The sequence below is a fragment of the Brachybacterium sp. GCM10030267 genome (assembly GCF_042666875.1).
GTDB lineage: Bacteria > Actinomycetota > Actinomycetes > Actinomycetales > Dermabacteraceae > Brachybacterium.
This window is the reverse complement of the sequence record NZ_JBHTCX010000017.1, coordinates 426,578-443,897: the sequence shown is the minus strand read 5'-3', so window position 1 is coordinate 443,897 and position 17,320 is coordinate 426,578. Positions and strand designations below refer to the sequence as shown.

The following is a 17,320-nucleotide window of genomic DNA, read 5'->3' as shown; positions in this document are numbered from 1 at the left end:
AGTCCCGGCCTCACCGCACCTCGATACCCGTGCCCTCCACGATCTCGCCGATGATCGGGTAGCCGGGCACCTCGCCGACGACCAGCAGGCCGCCGGAGGTCTGCGCGTCCGCGAGCAGCAGCAGGTCCTCCTCGGTGATCCCGTCGGCCGCCCGCAGGTGCTCACGCACCCAGTCGAGATTCCGGCGGGTCCCGCCCGAGACGTAGCCGTCCCGCAGCGCGTCGGCCGCACCCTCGACCAGTGGCACGGCCGAGCGATCGAGGACTGCCCCCGCCCCGGAGGCGCGCACCATCTTGAACAGGTGCCCCAGCAGGCCGAAGCCCGTCACGTCGGTCGCCGCCACCGCGCCGGCGGTCAGGGCGGCCTGCGCGGCGTCCCGGTTCAGCTCGGTCATCGTCGCCACGGCCGCCTCGGACACCTCGCCGGTGGCCTTGTGACGGTTGTTCAGCAGCCCCACCCCGATGGGCTTGGTCAGCGTGAGCGGCCGGCCCGGCCGGGCGGCATCGTTGCGCAGGAGCCTGTCCGGCCGGGCGGTCCCGGTGACCGCCATGCCGTACTTCGGTTCGGGGTCGTCGACGCTGTGCCCGCCGATGAGGGGGACTCCGGCCTCCTGGGTGACCGCCAGGCCGCCCCGCAGCACCTCGCGCAGCAGCTCCATGGGCAGCACGTCCCGCGGCCAGCCCACCAGGTTGATGGCCACCACCGGGTCGCCGCCCATCGCGTAGATGTCCGAGAGGGCGTTGGCGGCGGCGATCCGGCCCCAGTCGTAGGGATCATCGACCACGGGGGTGAAGAAATCCGCGGTCGAGAGCACCGCGGTGTCCCCGTCGATCCGCACGGCAGCGGCGTCGTCCCCGTCGTCGAGCCCCACGATCACGCTCTCGTCGACCTGCCCGGCAAGCGCCGAGACGGCCTCCTCCAATTCGCCGGGCGGGATCTTGCAGGCGCACCCGCCGCCGTGGGCCATCGTCGTCAGGCGGATACCGGGGCTCGCGGCGCCGGTCGGAGTCGCGGTGCTCGGGGCTGCGTCGGCCGTCATGGCACCGAGTCTACGGACGAGGTGCTCGGCACGTCAGCAGGTGCCCGCCATCCCGCGACAGGTGACGGTCGGGTGCCGATTCGCCCGTCCGATCGGTCGCGCCGGCGCCTGACGTCCAGCATGCACCCGAGACGCGCCGATACGCTGAGCAGGACCGTTCCGGCTGACCCGGCCGGAACGACTGGGAGGCGTCCGTGTCCTGGTGGTCACCCCGGTCTTCAAAACCGGTGAGGGCGAGCATCTCGCCCTGGCGGGTTCGATTCCCGTCCGCCTCCGCTCCCGTCGGCCGAGAAGGAGGGGACCGTGCGCGAGGACCAGCGTGAGACCGCCGAGGACCCGCGCCGCCGCATCCCCCGCACCGACCGGCTGCTCGCCCTGCCCGAGGTGGAACGAGCCCGCGCTGCGCTCGGTGAGCACGTCGTCCGCGGCGTGGTCCGCGCCGTGCAGGACCGCGCCCGCGGTGGCCACATCGCCCCCGAGGACGTGCCGGCCGAGGTGCTGCGGGCCCTCGGGGACCGGCCGTCGGCCTCCCTGCGGCCGGTGCTGAACGCCACCGGCGTCATCGTCCACACCAACCTCGGCCGCGCCCCGCTGTCCGAGCCCGCCCGGCAGGCCCTGCTCGAGGCCGCCGGGTACACCGACGTCGAATTCGACCTCGCCCAGGGCACCCGCTCCCGCCGCGGCGCCGGGGTGCGCACCGCGCTGCTCGGGGCATGCCCCGACGCGGAGGACGCCCTCGTGGTCAACAACGGCGCCGCCGCCCTGGCCCTGACCACCACCGCCCTGGCCGCCGGGCCCGAGCGGGACGAGGTCATCGTCAGCCGCGGGGAGCTCATCGAAATCGGCGCCGGCTTCCGCCTGCCCGACCTCATCACGTCGACCGGCTCCACGCTGCGCGAGGTCGGCACCACGAACCGCACCCACGCGACCGACTACACCGACGCGATCGGCCCCGCCACCGCCTGCGTGCTGCGCATCCACACCAGCAACTACCGCATCAGCGGCTTCACCAGCGCGGTCCCGATCGCCGAGCTCGCCCCGATCTGCCGGGACGCCGGCATCCCCCTGATCGCCGATCTCGGCAGCGGACTGCTGACCCCCGAGGCCCTCCTTCCCGACGAGCCCGATATCGCGACCGCCCTCCGTGATGGCGCAGACCTGGTCATCGCCAGCGGCGACAAGCTCCTCGGCGGCCCCCAGGCCGGGATCCTGCTGGGACGGGCCGACGTCATCGCGCGCCTCGCCCGGCACCCCCTGGCCCGCGCCGTCCGCGCCGACAAGCTCGCGCTCGCCGCCCTCGAGGCCACGCTCGCAGGACCCACCGCACCGGTGCTCGAGGCGCTGCGCACCGATCCCGAGGCGCTTCGGGAGCGCACCGCTCGCCTCGCCGAACGGGTCGATGGGCGGCTCGTCCCGCACGACGGCCGCGTCGGCGGCGGGGGAGGCGCCGAAGTGCCGCTGCCCGGCTGGGCCGTCGCGCTCGAGCCCGAGCTCGCTACCCCGCTGCGCACGGGCGATCCTGCCGTCGTCCCGACGGTGCGCGAGGGGGAGTGCCTGCTCGATCTGCGCTGCGTGCCGGAGGCCGACGACGACTCGCTGGTCGAGGCGGTCCGGGCGGCCCGGGACACGCTCGCCGGGCGCGAGGAGCGCCCCACGCGATGAGGCAGGTCATCGCCACCGCCGGACACGTCGACCACGGCAAGTCCACCCTGATCCGGGCGCTGACCGGCACCGACCCCGACCGGCTGGCCGACGAGAAGCGCCGCGGGCTGACCATCGACCTCGGCTTCGCCTGGACCACGCTGCCCTCGGGCCGCGAGGTCTCCTTCGTCGACGTGCCCGGCCACGAACGATTCCTGGGCAACATGCTGGCCGGCATCGGCCCCGCACCCATCGTCTGCTTCGTGGTCGCGGCCGACGAGGGCTGGCGGGACCAGTCCGCTGACCACCGCGACGCCATCGCCGCCCTCGGCATCGATCAGGGCATCCTGGTCATCACCCGCGCCGATCTGGCCCCGGACCGCGTGGAGGAGGTGATCGCCCAGGCGCGCGTCGAGCTCGCCGGCACCGGCCTCGGGCGGGCCCCGGCGCTCGCCGTCTCCGCCGTGACCGGGGACGGGCTCGACGAACTGCGGGAGGCGCTCGACGTCGCGGTGACCGGCGCCCGGCAGCCCTCCCCGCACGAGCGGGTGAGACTGTGGGTGGACCGCTCCTTCACCATCTCCGGGGCCGGCACGGTGGTTACCGGAACCCTCGCTGCCGGCACCCTCGCCCGGGAGCAGCGGCTCGAGCTGTGCGGCGCCGAGCGTGGGGGAGAGGTCGTGGTGCGCGGCCTGCAGAGCCGCGGCGGCCCGGTGGACCACCTCGGCCCCGTCAACCGCGCCGCGGTGAACCTGCGAGGTACTGCCCCGGAGGAGATCGGCCGCGGGGACGCCCTGGTCACTCCCGGGGCATGGGAGGTCACCGGAATCATCGACGTGCGACGGGTGACCGGCGCGAGCTTCGCCGATGCGCCCACCGAGCTCGTGGTGCACGTGGGGACCGCCGCCGTTCCTGCGCGCGTCCGCCCCTTCGGGGACGACCATGCCCGTCTCACCCTCACGCGCAGCCTGCCGTTGAGCGTCGGGGACCGCATGGTGCTGCGCGGCGGCGGCAGCCGCCGGGTCCGCACTGGGGTGAGCGTGCTGGACGTGGATCCGCCGGCCCTGGCCCGCCGGGGCGAGGGGACCCGGCGCCGCGAGACGCTCGAGGCCATGCCGCTGGGCGGGGATGCCGCCGCCGAGGTCGCACGGCGAGGTGCAGTGCGTGCCGAGATCCTGGCCCGCTTCGGGATCCCCCTCCCGTCGGGCCGTCTTCCCGGCGTGGAGCGTCACGGGGACTGGCTGGTGGATACGGACTCGATGGCGAGGTGGACGACCCGGTTGCGCGAGGCGGTGGCCGCCGACCGGGCCGGCGATGCTCTCTCGGCAGGCCTCCCGCGCAAGGCCGCGGCCGACGCCGTCGATCTGCCCGACCCTGGCCTGCTGGACGCCGTGGTGGTCGCCGCGGGCCTGCGCCAGGCCGACGGCCGAGTACGTGATACCGCGGCCACGGAGGGGCTCGGGGCGGCGGAGGAGTCCCTGCGATCGCTCGAGACGCGCCTGGCTGCCGAACCGTTCAGTGCGCCGGAAGCCGATGACCTCCGCGGGCTGGGACTGGGCCCCCGCGAACTCGCCGCTGCCACCCGTCATGGACGGTTGCTGCGCCTGCCGGGCGAGGTGATCCTGCTGCCCACGGCCCCGGCCCTCGCGATGCGAGAGCTCGCGGCCCTGCCACAGCCCTTCACCGCCTCCCAGGCGCGGCAAGCGCTCGGCACCACGCGCCGGGTCGCGATTCCGCTGCTCGAGCACCTGGACTCCCGCGGATGGACGCGCCGGCTCGATTCCGGATACCGGGAGGTCGTGCGCTGACTCGGACGAGCAGCACGACGGCTGTGCCGAGGATGAGGCCGGGACCGAAGGGCACGCGGCCGGTCAGCCCCCGGCGCCTGTGCCGGCTGTGGCCCTGCTGCCTCCTCCGTCACGGACGGAGACGCTGGTCTTGATCGTCCCCCTCCGCCCATGCGGGGCTCGAGGCCAGCCGGATGCCGGTCGCCGCGCTGACGGTGATCAGCCCGCGAAATACTCGTCGCACGTCGTTCCCTCGTCGTCATAAGCCTGTTCTTCGATCATCCAGGGATCAGAGTCGGATTCTTTCACCAGCGTGAAGCGGCCGACGCTTTCCTCCCGCTGGTTGGTGATCTCCACGGGCTCACCGTCCTTAGTGGCTTCCAACGCGCCGGAGTCCTGACAGAACTCCACGACCGCGGTCGTGTCTGTCTCTTCGACGACTTCCCAACTGGAGAGCTTCGTTTCCCCTGTGACCACGGCGCCTGATTCCGCTCGTTCCTGGTCGTCGGCTCGCTGCTTCTCCGCCAACTCGGGCACGAAGAAATCGTCGATGTAGCTGGTGTCCTTCCAGCCCTCGGCCGCGGCTGCATCCGAGGCTTCGAACGATGCCGCGATGCGTTCCTGTGGCGTCGCGTCCGCGGGATCCGCAGTGGGAGGGGCCTCGTGCGTCGTGGTCGGGGTGGTCGGGTCCTCGTCCCCGTTGCTGGTCGTGCAGGCGGCCAGGGGGAGGAGGGAGAGGCCGGCTGCGGTGATCGCGATGGTGGCGAGGGGTCGGTGTCGTGTGCGCAAGGGGTGGGTTCCTGAGATCGCGAGTCGGCGGGGCGTAGGGAGGCCCAGAGAGCGGTGTCGGGTCACGACCGGGTCGAAAGCCACTCCCGGTGCGCTGCGATGAGCGCATCCCGGGCTGCAGAATGGTCCGAGGCCCCCAGCAGCGCGGACGGTGAGGTCGGAGAGTCCCACAGCGCCCGGACCTCGACGGAGGAGCCGTCGCGCAGCTCGGCGATCGCCACGACACGTGAGGCCCCCGGCGGGGGAGGGAGGAGCCGGTGCAGCGTGTCCCAGCGCACCGCATGCTGCCGTCCCACGAATCCCGCCCACGTGAACCCGGTCTCGTCGATCAGCAGCCGGGACCGTCGTGCGCCCCACAGCACGAACGCGCCTCCGCCGACCGCGAGCGCAGCGGGAACGAATAGCACGAGGAACGGCAGAGCCTCCAGGGCGAGGGCGAGAACGATCGCCGCGATGCCCGCAGCGACGCCGATCAGCATCACCATCGGACCGATGACGTGATTGACGCGCGAGCCCGCGCTGCGCAGTGTCGTGGACATGAGATGCCTTCCGAGAACGAGGATGGCGAGGATCGGCCCCGCGTGCGGCCACACCCTATGGGTAGTCCTCCCCATCGCGCGCGGCGGACGGCACGTCTAGTGTCGTGAGCACGTCAGGGACGAGTGCGAGGAAAAGGGGTCGGTGGGCGCGATGGCGGGATTCTACGGAGCGGACACGGAACAGCTGCGCTCGCAGGCGAGCGCCTTCGGGCAGGGCGCCCAGCGCATCGCCGATCTCGCGGACACGGCCACAGCCCTGATCGATTCGGTCGAATGGGTCGGGCCCGACGCCACCGCGTTCCGTGAGCACTGGCACGGCACGGTGAGGCCCCGGATGCTGGCGAGCGAGCACGACATCCGCGGTTCGCAGCGGGAACTGGAGCAGCACGCGACCGAACAGGACCAGGCCTCCAGCGGCGGGATGCTGTACCTGCCCTCCCTCCCCGACTTCGGCCCCTTCCCGTTCCCGTATCCCATGCCGTTTCCGATGCCGCTGCCCGGCGGTCCGTTGGACCCCGGCATCCTCCGCCGTGGGCTCGGGGATGCGTTCAGCGACTGGTTCACCGGCGGTGGGGGCAGCGGTCCGCAGGGGTTCTACGGCGGCCCGGGCTACGGAGTGGGCAATGCGGCGTCCGACGGGCGCCCCGTAGGGCAGTACTCGAGCGGCGGCTCGCACTGGGACGGCCGCGAGATCGACAACGAACTCGGGTACGCCGATGGCTACGCGAACACGCGGGCCAGTGCCGGACACAGCACGACCGTGGACGCCTATGGCAACACGACCCATACAGCCGGTGCTCGCGCCGGGGCGGAGATCGGATTCGACGAGAAGCTGAACCTGCCCGGGGGCGCGAGCTACCAGACCGATGGCCGCGTGGGGGCGGAGGCGTACGGCGAGGCCGGAGTCACGTACGGTCCGGACGGAGCCAGCGCCGGCGCCGCTGCCGGAGCAGGCGCGTACGGCGACATCCACGGCACCCTGGCCGGACCGCACGGAGCCAGTGCCACCGTGGGCGCGACCGGCTACGCGGGCGCCGAAGCTCATGCGAACGCGTATGCGCACGCGACACGCAATGACGAGGGGAACGTCAACGGCTTCACCTTCGGTGCGGACGCGGGGGCGTTCGCAGGGGCCAAAGCGGATGCCGATATCGCCAGGACATCGCCAGGCGGCTGGCTCTCCTCGTCCGCGTCGTTCGGCGTCGAGGCCGGAGCCGGTCTCGGCGGAAGCGTGGGCGGCACCGTGTCGACCGACGAAGTCGGCATTGCGGTCGGCGGGGATGTCGCCGCCGCTCTCGGCGTCAAGGCGGATCTCGCCGTGTCCATCCACCCCAATGAGATCGTCAACGACATCACGCCCGGCGACTACAACCTCGACGACGCCATCGGGGACGCGAAGGGCGCGTTCGACGGCGCCACCGAGGTGGCCGGCGACGTGGTCGGCGCCATCAACCCGTTCGACTGACACCTCGCTCTGCCGACGCAGCTACCGCTCAACGCCGCTGGCGCGCGCCGAACCACATCAGACGCGTGCTGGTGCTGGACCGGACCGTGCTCATCAGACCCGCGGGGCCTCGGCCGCTCAGCTCTGCTTCTGCTTGACCGGCGGCTCTCCGAGCTCGACGTCCTCGGTGGTGATCTCTTCGACGTCCCGGGCCTCCAGCTCGAGTGCCTCGATCCGCCCCAGCGCCGTGAGGTCCGCCGAAGCGGCCTCGAGGTGCGCCGACGCGGCCTGCGGGGCGACCAGCCGCACCCGAAGGATCGGCGTCTTCTGCGAGACCTTCGCATCGGACTTCAGGCGGCGCAGCGAGATCGCGGCCTGGGCCACCGTCTCCAGCAGGGCGGCATCCTGCCCGGCGGAGGCCTCCCGCAGCGGAGCCGCCTCGGGCCAGGGCTGGGTGTGCACGCTGCCGTCGCGCCACCACGACCAGACCTCCTCGGTCGCGAACACGATCACCGGAGCGAAGAGGCGCAGCAGCACGTCCAGGGCGATCGCCAGCGCCGCGCGCGCCGAGGCGGCACCGGCCTCACCCGTCGGCCCGTTGCCGTGTGCGCGCTCCTTGACCAGCTCGATGTAGTCGTCGCAGAAGGCCCAGAAGAAGGGCTCCACGGCCTCGAGGCTGCGGGCGTAGTCCATGTCCTCGAACGCCGCGGTGGCCTGCTCCACGACCTGGGCGAGGTTCGCCAGCAGCGCCTTGTCCAGCGGATCGGTGAGGGCCGACGGGTCCGCCGCCAGGCGGCCGGCGGGATCGGCCGGAGCGGCGCCGAATCCCAGGGCGAACTTGGAGGCGTTGAGGATCTTGATCGCCAGCCGTCGGCCGATCTTCATCTGACCCTCGTCGAACGCGGTGTCCACGCCCTGGCGGGCCCGGCCTGCCCAGTAGCGCACCCCGTCGGTGCCGTGCTGGTGCAGCAGCCCGATGGGGGTGACCACGTTGCCCTTGGACTTGGACATCTTCTTGCGGTCGGGGTCCAGAATCCAGCCGTTGATCGAGGCGTGCTTCCAGGGCAGCGCGTCCTGCTGCAGATGGGAGCGGACGACGGTGGAGAACAGCCAGGTGCGGATGATGTCGTGGCCCTGCGGGCGCAGGTCCATCGGGTACACCTTCGAGAACAGCTCCGGATCGGTGTTCCAGCCGCCGGCGAGCTGCGGGGTGAGCGATGAGGTGGCCCAGGTGTCGAGCACGTCGGGGTCGGCGACGAAGCCGCCGGGCTGGTTCCGCTGGTCCTCGCTGTAGCCCTCGGGCACATCGATCGTGGGATCGATCGGCAGGGCGTCGACGGGCGGGGTCAGCACGGTCTCGTAGTCGGTCGTGCCGTCGGCGCCGACGGCGTACCAGATGGGGAAGGGCACGCCGAAGAAGCGCTGGCGGGAGATCAGCCAGTCACCGGTGAGGCCCTCGACCCAGTTGCGGTAGCGCGACTCCATGTACGGCGGGTGCCACGTCAGCTCGGTGCCGCGCTCGATGAGGGCGTCGCGCAGCCCGCCTCCGGACTGGTCGCGGCCACCGTTGGCGAGGTACCACTGGCGGGAGGTCACGTACTCCAGCGGCTTGTCGCCGTTCTCGTAGAACTTCACGGGGTGGGAGATCTTCTTCGGCTCGCCGACCAGGTCACCGGTCTCGGTGACCATCTCGACGACCTTCTTCTGGGCGCTGAAGACGGTCAGGCCCGCCAGCTCGGCGTAGCGCGCCCGGCCCTTCTCGGTGGTGATCCACGGGGCCTCGGCCACGAAGCGGCCGTCGCGGCCGATCACGCTGCGGGTGGGCAGTTCGAGCTCGCGCCACCAGGTGACGTCGTTGGCGTCGCCGAAGGTGCAAATCATGGCGATGCCCGCGCCCTTGTCCATCTGGGCGAGGGGATGGGCCATCACGGGGACCTCGACGCCGAACAGGGGAGAGGTGACGGTGGTGCCCAGCAGCTCCTGGTAGCGCTCGTCGTCGGGGTGGGCGACCAGGGCGACGCACGCCGGCAGCAGTTCGGGGCGGGTCGTCTCGATATAGACGGTGGAGTCTGCCTTCTCGGCCGCGTTCGTGCGGGTGAAGCCGATGCGGTGGTAGGCGCCGTCGCGGTCGCGGTCCTCCTGCTCGGCCTGGGCCACGGCGGTGCGGTAGGTGACGTCCCACATGGTGGGGGCCTCCGCCTGGTACGCCTGGCCCTTCTCGAGGTTCTCGAGGAAGGCGCGCTGACTGGTGGCGCGGGAGCGGGCGTCGATCGTCTGGTAGCTGTGGTTCCAGTCCACCGACAGGCCGAGCGTGCGGAAGACCTCCTCGAAGGACTTCTCGTCGACCTCGGTGAGGCGCTCGCACAGCTCGATGAAGTTGCGGCGCGAGATCGGCAGCTGGTTCGCGGCCTTGGAGGACTTGTTGTCGCCGCCCTCCTGCGGGGGCGTGAAGTCCGGGTCGTAGGGCAGCGAGGGGTCGCAGCGCACCCCGAAGTAGTTCTGCACCCGGCGCTCGGTGGGCAGGCCGTTGTCGTCCCAACCCAGCGGGTAGAACACGTTCTTGCCGCGCATGCGCTGGTAGCGCACGATCATGTCGGCCTGCGAGTAGCCGAACACGTGGCCGATGTGCAGCGAGCCCGACGCGGTCGGCGGCGGGGTGTCGACGCTGAAGACCTGCTCGCGGGTGGTGTCGGGATCGAACGCGTACAGCTCCTGCTCACTCCATACGCCGTCCCACTTCTCCTCGAGGCCCTCGAGCGAGGGACGATCGGGAAGGGCAGGGTTCTGGCGCGGAGCGATATCGGTCATGGGCTCATTGTTCCAGGTCTGCCGGCCAGTGCAACGCGAGAGCGTGTGGCGTCCGCGGCCCGTCGGCGGCGTCACGGCACGCGGTGGGTCCACTCCTCGGTGCCGAACTTGGTGGCCACCAGGTCTCGGGCCTTGCCGAGCTCGTCCTCGGTGTAGGCCGACTCGCGGGTGTCGTAGCGGGAGCGGAAGTGCTCGAGGAAGCCCTCGATGATCTGCTCGCGGGCCATGCCCGTCTGCGAGCGGATCGGGTCCACGCGCTTGTTCGCGCTGCGGGTGCCCTTGTCGGACATCTTCTCCCGGCCGATCCGGAGCACCTCGCCCATCTTGTCGGCGTCGATGTCGTAGGACATCGTCACGTGGTGCAGCAGCACCCCGCCGGCGAAGCGGCGCTGGGCGGCCCCGCCGATCTTGCCCTGCTCGGACGCGATGTCGTTCAGCGGCACGTAGTGCGCCCGCACGCCGATCTCGGCGAGTGCCCCCATCACCCAGTCGTCGAGGTAGGCGTAGGCCTGCTCGAAGCTCAGCCCCTCGACCAGCGAGGTGGGCACGACCAGGGAATAGGTGATGCAGTTGCCCTGCTCCATGAACATCGCGCCGCCGCCGGTGATGCGCCGCACCACGCCGATGCCGTGGCGGGCGGCGCCCTCGGGGTCGATCTCGTTGCGCACCGACTGGTACGAGCCGATGACCACCAGGGGCGAGTCCCAGTCCCAGATCCGCAGCAGCGGGCCGCGCCGGCCGGCGGCCACCTCGAGCGGCAGCACCTCGTCGAGGGCGACGTGCATCACCGGAGCCATCGCCACCGGGCCGATCACGTCGAAGGTGAGGTCATCCCAGCTGGAGGCGTGCCCGAGCGCCCGGCGCACGGCGATGGCCACGGCCTCGGTGCTGAAGCCGATCATCTCCACCCCGTCGAGACGCGCATCGAGCGCAGCGGTGAGCTCAGCGGCGGAGGCGTCGGTCTCCATGCCGACCAGCGCCGCGTTCATGTCCTCGAGCGCGTCGTCCGGCTCGAGGAAGAAGTCGCCGAACACGTGGGCCGTGGCGATGCGGCCCTCCCGCTCCGTGACCTCGGCGGAGACCAGCTTGCCGCCACGAACCTTGTACTGACCGTGCATCACAGGGGCATCCATACCCTCATCTTCGCGCATGCGGGCGCGTCAGGCGATGGTCAGGGAGCGCAGCGCACGGTGGACCTCCCACACGAAGTCCGCGGTGGAGTGGCTCTTGCGCGGGGCGACTGCGTACGTCTCGGTGGGCCGGTCCGGGCTCTCCTCCCGGGTGACGCGAGGAATGAGGCTGTCCCACTCGCGGCTGCCGCCCACCCAGATCCGATAGGTGGCACCGGAGTCGTCCCCGCGGTACAGCAGGCGCAGCCCCATGGTGGTCGCGCTCAACGCCGGCTGCCGACGGGCCGGGGCGAGGTCGAACCCGCGGTCGCGCAGCAGCATGGGGTTGAAGATGGCCCACAGCAGCAGCCGCGCGCTCTCCACCTCCGGGGAGGCGGCGGCGCCGATCAGCTCACCCGGGGCGGGCAGGTCGCCGGTCTCGCTGCGCCAGGCCGTGCGGCGCTGGATGGTCCCCAGCCGCTCCTTCGCGGCCGCACGGTCGGCGTCGGTCTCGAGCCGGCCGATGCCGAGAGGGACTGATGTGGAGCCGGTGCGGGCGAAGCGGACCGGGCTGCCCTGCTCCACCGCGCCGAACTCCAGGCCTGTCCGCAGGCGGCTCACCCCGGCCTGCAGGTGGGCGTCGGTCTGACCTCGCCGGGTGGAGAAGTGCGGACTCGTGCCCAGCAGGGTCCGGCTGGCCTGGTGGAACACGTCGAGGTGGGCGCGGAACTCCTGCGCTGTCCGCGACTTGGTGAGCAGCCGCTTGGGATCGATCGGGTACTGCTCGACCGGTCGCCCCGCGTTCTGCCCGATCTCGCCGATGGTCTCCCACAGATGCCCGTGGCCCGAATCGGCCTTGGGCAGGTCCGTGCCCAGCTGTTCCCAGGTGGTGAGCACGACGCCCTCGGGCACGTCCTCCTCCGTGTGCCGGGCGATGGCCACGAGGAGGTGGAGGGGAGAGGAGCCGAGGGTTCGGCGCAGATCCCGCAGCTCCTTGGCGCTGAAGCCGCCGCCCACGCGCAGCGCGACGGCCAGGCGCGCGCCGTCGTCGGACTTCGTGGAGCTGGGCAGCAGTTCGGCCACCAGATCCGGGGCCTTCTTGCGGAGGCGGGGAGGGGCGGCGATGCTGCCGGTGGTGTGCTCGGTGCGTGCGACTGTGCCCAGAAACGCCTCGCGGCTCTTCGGCGACATGAGGACGAACTCGAGCATGTGGCGCAGGATGGCCTCGGCCCGCGTGTTCGCGTCGTACCAGGCCTCCTGATCCGGGGCGGGCACGGACCGATCGACGGCATAGGTCAGCATCTGTCCGACAGTGGCGTACGAGCGGGCCATGTTCCTCCCTTACCTGCGGTTCCCCGGTGCGCGATGGTGGGAAAGTATCGCCCGCCCACAGTCTGCATCAGTGCAGGGAGAGAGGACAGGCGTGTCGACCTGCTCGGACTCGACCGGCTCAGAACGGTGGGAGGTCGGCAGGTGCATCCCCGGCGGGCGGTTCGGGGTCCGAGCGCCGGCTGCTGCCGTGGACTCGCCGCTCGGCATCCTCCCGGTAGCGCTGATGGGCCTGCCAGGCGACATCCAGCGCGGCGACGAGATGCGGGGTGGCGAGGTCGGTGTCCTCGCAGGTGCGGGTGCGGATCACCGAGTCGATCTCCCAGTCCGTCGTGATCGGCCCCGGGGGAGTCGTGCCGGGGTCAGGACCGCGCTCAGGATCGCGCTGCGGGTCGATACGGCCTGCCGTCTTGAGCTGGTGGTGGCGCCAGCAGAGCCGGTGGAGGTTCACGAGCGTGGTCTGCCCGCCCCCTGCGGGATGCCCGTGGTCGAACTCGACGATGTGATCGTCCTCGGCCGCGAGCGCCGTGGGCCGGTGGCAGCCGGGGGCGGCGCAGACGGGATGGCGCAGGCGGAGCTGTTCGCGCATCTGAGCACTGGGCTTGTAGGTCGTCGCCGCGGCCGGGAGATAGGCGCCGGTCGCGGGATCGGTGAGGATCCGGTGCCAGGTGCTGCCGGTCTCACCGGCCAGAGCCCGAGCCTGATCGGCGGGGATCGGAGTCGTGCCGTCGAGCATGCCGGGCGCGTCCGTCGCTCCGAGCAGGGTGAGGGCCGGCACGGTGACGTTGATCGTGACGGGCTGGGCCGTCTCCTCGACCGGGTCGATGTCCAGCACGGAACGGGTGAGGATCGCGTACCGCAGCGCGCTGCGAGGCAGAGCTCTGCCCCGGTCGCGGACGTCGTCGTCGAGATCGAACGGGACCGGGGTCTCGCCGTCCTCCTGCAGCGCGTGGCGCTGGGCCTGCTGCACGGTGCGGGCGGAGGAGTCCAGCCGCCTCGCGAGCGCCGCGATCTCCGGGATCGGGCCGGTGATCGACATCGTCGCGGTGCCGCACTGAGGGTCGTCGACCTCGACGGTGACGTTCCGCTGCGCCTGTGGGGGAGGCGTGGGCATGTCGGCCGTGATCAGGGCGATGAGGTGGGAGAGGTGACGGTCGAACTGGGAGCGGGAGATCGAGGGGAGATCCCACGTCGCGACGTGGTGGTCGGTCAGACGGATCTGCTCCTCGGCCAGGCGCCGAACCTTCCGCAGGAGGTGATGGTGCCACTCTTCGGGAAGGTCGCCCTCGCCCAGTCGGGAGAAGGTCTCGGGCATGATCTCGACCGCCAGGTGCGCGTCACGGATCATGCCCTGTGCTCTGCGGGTGGAGCAGCGCATGGCGGTGGCGATCTTCAGTGCGGCGACATCGGCGTCGGCCAGGCGCCCGGCGGTATCGGGATCCTCGGTGAAGAACTCGCTCATCGTCTCGAGCTGGGCGGCGTACGCGCGGGTGCGGTACTGCATGCGCCGGTGGAGGTGCAGCACTCGATCAGCCTGGTCGGTGTCGGGCTCGGCGTGAGCTGCGGCGATGATCCGCTCGTCGGTGAGCGGTTTGCGCGCCCTCACGGACCACACCGGGATGGGCCGGTCCGGGGCCGCTGCAGGAGGCTCGAGGGCGTCGAGCAGTGCCGGCGCCGGGTCCTGCAGCTCGCCGCCCATGTCAGCTCCTCTCCGATCGTGGCCCTGCCGTGAATGCGTGTCGCTTGCGCACCGAAAGAGTTTCACAATGCTCTGCCGCGCCCTCGTCGAATGCCTGGGAGAGTGCGTAACGACTTTCGTGTCGGTGTAGGTTCTAGCGTACCTGTTGTGACCATTGCGCGAAAGGGTTCTCGGGGATGTGCGGAGATTTGTGGACGAGTGGTCGGTGGGGAGGACCGGGTTGATTTTCGCTCCGTCTGCGCGCCTGTCACATCACGGTCTGCTCGCGAATTCGTGCTTCTCTCCCGCGACCCGTGCCGTGGGGATTCACCAGGAATGTCGCGACAGCACGCGGGCGCGGGAAAATGCAGGAAAATATACGGATCGCATCTCGGTGTCAGCTTCCCGGATTCGCGTCCCGTGCGTCGGCCATGCGGTGTCTAGCCGACCCCGCCACGGGCATAGATCTGCCGCACCAGATCCTCGATGGCCGGCTCGGTCAGGGAGAGATCACGCACCTCGGCCTGGGCGTTGATCCTGGACAGCAGGGCCGGGACCGTCAGCTCCGTGCCGGAGAACCGGATGCGGTGGCGGATCCCGTCGGCCTCCACCGCCAGCTTCTCGGCCCCGCGCGGCAGGTCGAGCCCGGCCACCGGCTCGGCGAGATCCACGATCAGCTCGCGCGGTGCCCCGAGGTGCTCGCGGAACGAGTCCAGCGGGCCGTCGTAGGCGACCGTGCCGGAGTTGACCACCACGATCCGCTCGCACAGCCGCTCCACGTCGCCCATGTCGTGCGTGGTCAGGAACAGGGTGGTGCCGCGTTCTTCGCGGTCGGTGCGCAGGAAGCGGCGCAGCCCTTCCTTCGAGACCATGTCCAGCCCGATCGTCGGCTCGTCGAGCACCACCAGGTCGGGGGAGTGGAGCAGAGCGGCGGCCACCTCGCCCCGCATCCGCTGTCCCAGCGACAGCTGCCGCACCGGCCGGCCGAGGAAGCCGCCGAGGTCGAGCCCGTCGACGAGCCTCTCCAGTCGCGCCTCGCGCTGCCGGTCGGTGAGGCGGTGCATCGAGCCCAGGATCGTATAGCTCTCGCGCAGCGGCAGATCCCACCACAGCTGCGAGCGCTGGCCGAACACGACGCCGATCTCCCGGGTGAGCCGACGCCGCTCGGGCACCGGGTCGCGGCCCAGCACGCGCAGCGATCCCGACGTCGGCTGCAGGATCCCGGTCATCATCTTGATCGTCGTGGACTTGCCGGCGCCGTTCGCGCCGACGAACCCCACGGACTCGCCGCGGTCGATGCGCAGGCTGATGTCATCGACCGCCCGGACCACCTGGCGCCGGCGGCGCCGGGAACCGGGCACGGGAGCGCGCACGACGTAGTCGCGGCGCAGGTTCGTGAGCCAGGCGGCCGGATCGGGGCGACCACGCGCGCTGTCGGGCTGCGGGGGCTCGGGTGTGGACTGGGGGAGATTCATCCGCCGGCTCCTGTGTATCTGCGGACCCCGGCGCGCCAGAGCAGGCCGGCGACGATCCAGGCGAGGATCGCGGCGGGCAGACCCATCCAGCCGGCCCACTGCGGGACCAGCTGGGGACCGGGCAGGTCCAGCAGCGCGAGGGTGGGGGCGTAGGCGACCAGGGTCGCCGGGATGACGAAGGTGAAGAAGGCGCGCATGGGCAGGGCGAACACGGCGCCGGGGGTGGTGGCGACGTAGTTGCCGCCGTAGGTGAAGGCGTTGGCGAACTCGCGCCCGTCGACCAGCCAGAACTGCAGGGCTCCGGCCATCGTGAACAGCGCGCCGAACAGCAGCGCCCCGGCGAGCGGAGCCAGGATCGCCAGCAGCACTCCGGTGGTGCTGGGCTGGAACCCGGCGAGGCTCAGGGCGACGACGTACATCGCCAGGCCCACGAGGATCCGGCCCAGGCGTCGCAGGGAGAGGTCGAGGCTGGAGATCTGCAGCAGCATCGGCGCCGGTCGGATCAGCAGCGTCTCGAGCTTCCCGGAGCGGATCGAGGCGGAGAGTCCGTCGATCTCGCCGAAGAACATGTCCGCCAGGCCGAAGGCGAGGGCGCCGAGCCCGTAGACCACGGCGACCTGGGCGAGGTCCATGCCGCCGAGGGTGCCGACCTGGGCGAGGATCACCCACAGCTCGAGGAACTCCGTGGCCACGACCAGAACCTGCCCCGCGATGTCGGAGGCGAAGCTGGTGCGGAACGTGGCCTGGGAACGGATCCGTGATCCGTACAGGGTCGCGACCATCCGGGCCGTGGAGACGGGACGGTCTGCGCGCGGGGTGCGGGACGTCTCAGCCACCCTGGACCTCCACACTGCGCACGCCGGCCCGCAGCATCAGGTAGGCGGCGCCGAGGAGCGCTGCCACCCACAGCACCTGCACGCCGACCATCCCGACCGCCTCGGCGGGCGGCACCCGGCCCGAGAGCGTGTCGATCGGGGTCTGGATCATCGAGGGGAACGGCGTGGCCCGGGCGATGGCCAGCAGCCAGTCCGGGAACCACACGATGGGGATGAGGAACCCGGACAGCAGGTTCATCACGGTGGTGTAGACGACGCTCAGCCCACGGATCTCCAGCAGCCAGAACGCCGTCAGGTTCACCATCATGTCCGCCAGGAAGGCGAGGGTGATGGCCAGCAGCAGCGACAGCGCCCCCAGCAGGTAGGAGCTCGGCTCCTCGGGAAGGGCGAGACCGGTGACGATCGCGCCGACGGCCAGCGGCGGGACCCCGCGCCCCAGCAGCAGGAAGCCCGAGCGGCCGAGCTTCTGCGCGTAGTACAGCCCCAGGAACGACGTCGGACGCAGCAGATCGACGGCGACCTCACCCTGGTGGACCCGCTGGGAGACCTCGCGCGTGCCGAAGGCCTCGATGGGGGCGAGCAGCGCCTGGCCGAGCCAGACGTAGGTGGCCGCCTGGGCGATGCTGTATCCGCTGAGCTCGCCGCCCGCCGAGGTGATCGCCGCGAACATGATCGAGGCCCGAATGAACCCGAAGACGGTGTTGGTGAAGACGCCCGCGGCGGTCGCCATCCGGTACGTCGAGTACTGCCGGAAGGAGGCGGCGGCGATCCTCCCGTAAGCAGACACTCGCGCGATACTAGGGGGGCCGTGTCGGCGGTCACAAGGGGTTCGGCGTGGTTCGACGC

The 17,320-nt window shown here is 71.4% G+C and carries 13 protein-coding genes and 1 tRNA gene; 4 read left to right on the top strand and 10 right to left on the bottom strand.

The window, feature by feature from the left end; genetic code table 11:
- Positions 1-10: 10 nt before the first annotated feature.
- Complete coding sequence (gene selD / locus ACFQS2_RS16520) at positions 11-1,039, bottom strand: selenide, water dikinase SelD (RefSeq protein WP_377794505.1); 1,029 nt, start codon at positions 1,037-1,039, stop codon at positions 11-13.
- 184 nt (positions 1,040-1,223) lie between these two features.
- Here selD and ACFQS2_RS16515 point away from each other — a divergent pair.
- From ACFQS2_RS16515 to ACFQS2_RS16505, 3 genes are all read left to right on the top strand, one after another.
- Positions 1,224-1,315: transfer RNA gene (locus ACFQS2_RS16515), tRNA-Sec, on the top strand.
- Positions 1,316-1,342: 27 nt separating this feature from the next.
- A complete protein-coding gene (gene selA / locus ACFQS2_RS16510; protein WP_377794504.1) occupies positions 1,343-2,701 on the top strand; it encodes an L-seryl-tRNA(Sec) selenium transferase in 1,359 nt (452 codons plus the stop codon).
- Positions 2,698-4,488 carry a SelB C-terminal domain-containing protein gene (locus ACFQS2_RS16505; RefSeq protein ID WP_377794503.1) on the top strand — a complete coding sequence of 597 codons (1,791 nt, stop codon included), beginning with the start codon at positions 2,698-2,700 and terminating at the stop codon, positions 4,486-4,488. Before selA ends, ACFQS2_RS16505 begins: the two co-directional genes overlap by 4 nt.
- 198 nt (positions 4,489-4,686) lie before the next feature.
- On the opposite strand, the gene ACFQS2_RS16500 is transcribed toward ACFQS2_RS16505, so the two are convergent.
- Together ACFQS2_RS16500 and ACFQS2_RS16495 are read right to left on the bottom strand one after the other, a co-directional pair.
- Complete coding sequence (locus ACFQS2_RS16500; RefSeq protein ID WP_377794502.1) at positions 4,687-5,256, bottom strand: hypothetical protein; 570 nt, start codon at positions 5,254-5,256, stop codon at positions 4,687-4,689.
- A gap of 62 nt (positions 5,257-5,318) precedes the next feature.
- Positions 5,319-5,795: a hypothetical protein gene (locus ACFQS2_RS16495; protein WP_377794501.1), complete on the bottom strand. Its 477-nt coding sequence runs from the start codon at positions 5,793-5,795 to the stop codon at positions 5,319-5,321.
- A 151-nt stretch (positions 5,796-5,946) separates the two neighbouring features.
- Between ACFQS2_RS16495 and ACFQS2_RS16490 the strand changes: the two genes are divergently transcribed.
- Positions 5,947-7,260: a WXG100 family type VII secretion target gene (locus ACFQS2_RS16490; RefSeq protein WP_377794499.1), complete on the top strand. Its 1,314-nt coding sequence runs from the start codon at positions 5,947-5,949 to the stop codon at positions 7,258-7,260.
- A 117-nt stretch (positions 7,261-7,377) separates the two neighbouring features.
- Here the strand turns inward: ACFQS2_RS16490 and valS are convergent, their stop codons facing one another.
- The 7 genes from valS to ACFQS2_RS16455 form a co-directional block, all read right to left on the bottom strand.
- On the bottom strand, positions 7,378-10,047 hold the full coding sequence (gene valS / locus ACFQS2_RS16485; RefSeq protein ID WP_377794497.1) for a valine--tRNA ligase: 2,670 nt from the start codon (positions 10,045-10,047) through the stop codon (positions 7,378-7,380).
- A 71-nt stretch (positions 10,048-10,118) separates the two neighbouring features.
- A complete protein-coding gene (locus ACFQS2_RS16480) occupies positions 10,119-11,165 on the bottom strand; it encodes a biotin/lipoate A/B protein ligase family protein (RefSeq protein ID WP_377020419.1) in 1,047 nt (348 codons plus the stop codon).
- 42 nt (positions 11,166-11,207) lie between these two features.
- Complete coding sequence (locus tag ACFQS2_RS16475; RefSeq protein ID WP_377794496.1) at positions 11,208-12,488, bottom strand: hypothetical protein; 1,281 nt, start codon at positions 12,486-12,488, stop codon at positions 11,208-11,210.
- Positions 12,489-12,606: 118 nt separating this feature from the next.
- Positions 12,607-14,184: an HNH endonuclease gene (locus ACFQS2_RS16470; RefSeq protein ID WP_377794495.1), complete on the bottom strand. Its 1,578-nt coding sequence runs from the start codon at positions 14,182-14,184 to the stop codon at positions 12,607-12,609.
- Positions 14,185-14,603: 419 nt separating this feature from the next.
- Positions 14,604-15,638: an ATP-binding cassette domain-containing protein gene (locus ACFQS2_RS16465; RefSeq protein ID WP_377794493.1), complete on the bottom strand. Its 1,035-nt coding sequence runs from the start codon at positions 15,636-15,638 to the stop codon at positions 14,604-14,606.
- On the bottom strand, positions 15,635-16,474 hold the full coding sequence (locus tag ACFQS2_RS16460) for an ABC transporter permease (RefSeq protein WP_377794492.1): 840 nt from the start codon (positions 16,472-16,474) through the stop codon (positions 15,635-15,637). Before ACFQS2_RS16460 ends, ACFQS2_RS16465 begins: the two co-directional genes overlap by 4 nt.
- Complete coding sequence (locus ACFQS2_RS16455; protein ID WP_377020320.1) at positions 16,467-17,261, bottom strand: ABC transporter permease; 795 nt, start codon at positions 17,259-17,261, stop codon at positions 16,467-16,469. Before ACFQS2_RS16455 ends, ACFQS2_RS16460 begins: the two co-directional genes overlap by 8 nt.
- Positions 17,262-17,320 lie beyond the last annotated feature (59 nt).